Source organism: Kribbella albertanoniae (assembly GCF_004348455.1).
GTDB lineage: Bacteria > Actinomycetota > Actinomycetes > Propionibacteriales > Kribbellaceae > Kribbella > Kribbella albertanoniae.
In genome coordinates, this window is sequence record NZ_SMKA01000503.1 from 1 (window position 1) to 1883 (window position 1883).

At 68.8% G+C, this 1883-nt stretch carries 2 protein-coding genes; both read left to right on the forward strand.

The genetic code is table 11. The annotated features are described in order from the left end of the window. Nucleotides 1-83: 83 nt before the first annotated feature. Nucleotides 84-1307, forward strand: coding sequence for an MFS transporter (locus E1261_RS44600; RefSeq protein ID WP_132416405.1), 1224 nt, complete (start codon nucleotides 84-86; stop codon nucleotides 1305-1307). Between the two features lie 4 nt (nucleotides 1308-1311). Next, on the forward strand, nucleotides 1312-1883 hold a 572-nt coding region (locus E1261_RS44605; protein ID WP_132416407.1), incomplete at its 3' end, for a hypothetical protein.

Below are 1883 nucleotides of genomic sequence, written 5' to 3' on the forward strand. Positions count from 1 at the left end.
GTGTTAGCGGTCCGCTAAATGCGGAGACCCGCGGTTCGATCCGCCCGTAGGATCACCGGGTCCGGGACGCACGAGGGGGATCGATGAGCTGGCGGCAGGATCTCGCCGTACTGCGGCACCGGGATGTCCGGCTGTTCATCACGTCCCGGTTCGTGTCGATCCTCGGCTCGACGATCGCTCCGGTGGCGCTGGTGTTCGCCGTACTGGATGTGTCGCCGTCACCGAGCTCGGTCGGCATCGTGCTCGCCGCCCGGAGCATCCCGAACATCGTCTTCCTGCTGGTCGGCGGCGTCATCTCCGACCGCCTGCCCCGGCATCTCGTCATCCTGGTCGCGAACACGATCAGCGGCCTCACCCAGGCACTCGCCGCCGTACTGGTGCTCACCGGACACGCGACGATCTGGCAGCTCGCCGCGATCGAGGCGGTCAACGGCGCCGCCTCCGCCTTCGTCATGCCGGCGATGGCCGGCGTCCTCCCCGCGATCGTCAGCAAGTCCGACCTGCCGCAGGCGATGGCGATCTCCGGCTTCGCCCGGTCGGCCGCCATGATCGGCGGCGGCGCGGTGGCCGGTGTCATCGTCGGGCTGACCGGTCCGGGGATCGGACTGGCCGTCGATGCCGTGACCTTCCTGCTCGCCGCCGCCCTGATCTCCCGGCTGAAACTCCCACCCGTCGTACGGCAGGCCTCCTCGATGATCACCGACCTCCGGGAAGGCTGGAGCGAATTCGCCTCCCGCCAATGGGTGTGGGTCGTCGTCCTGGCGTTCGGCCTGCTCAACGTCCTGTACACCGCCTGCTACCAAACCCTCGGCCCGGTGATCGCCGACCGCACCTTCGGCCGCGCCGGCTGGGGCGTGGTGAGTGCATGTTTCGGCGCCGGCCTGGTGATCGGCGGCCTGCTCATGCTCCGCCTCAAACCGCGCTACCCGCTCCGCGCCGGGATGGCCGGAATGTTGCTCGGGGCGCCGATGATCCTCTGCCTGGCCCTGTTCCCGCACGTGATCACGGTCGCGGTGGCCGCGTTCGTGATGGGCCTCGGGTTCGAGATCTTCGGCATCGGCTGGGAGACCGCCCTCGGTCAGCACGTCCCTCTCGACAAGCTGTCCCGGGTGTCGTCGTACGACATGCTCGGCTCGTACATCGCGAACCCCGTCGGCCAACTCACCGTCGGCTACGTCGCCGCCGCCCTCTCGGTCAAGGCCGTCGAGCTGTACGGCGGGACCCTCTACGTCCTGATCATCATCGGCACCCTCGTCGTCCCGTCGATCTGGAACCTGCGCCGACTGGACCATCCACCAGTAGGCTGAGCCGGTGAGCTCAATCGTGCCGGGACCGCAGCAGAAGTTCGAGCAAGACATCGACGCCGCTCGTTCCGGCGCTAAGCCGCTGTCTGCGGGCGATCTGAACCCGACGGCGCCCCAGCACTCCGGCCTGAACGGGCTCGAAGACTGGCCGGACGCGCTGCGCTCCACGGTCGAGGCAGACTACGAGCGCACTACCGCGCTCACCACCAACCGCCGCAAGACGGCCGACAGCTTCGTCCCCGCCCTGCTCAAGGGACTCACCGAGCTCGTCGACCAGATCGACACCCACCTCCAGTCGATCAAGCCCGGCCTGTTCGGCAAGAGCACCCCGAGCGAACCGCCGTCCACCGACCTCGCCGAACTGCTCGGTCTCCCCACGGACGCCGTCACCGCCACGCCCGGCCGCTCGGAACACAAGGACGCCGCCCGCACCCTCAAGGCGATCCGCGACCAGCTCAAGTCCCAGGAACGCCACCCCGACCCGCTGGCCCGCGAAATCCCCATCGACCACGCGAAACTCACCCGCCTGGTCACCTTCACCGTCCGCCTCGCCGTCATCCTCACCCAAGCCCCCGAAGC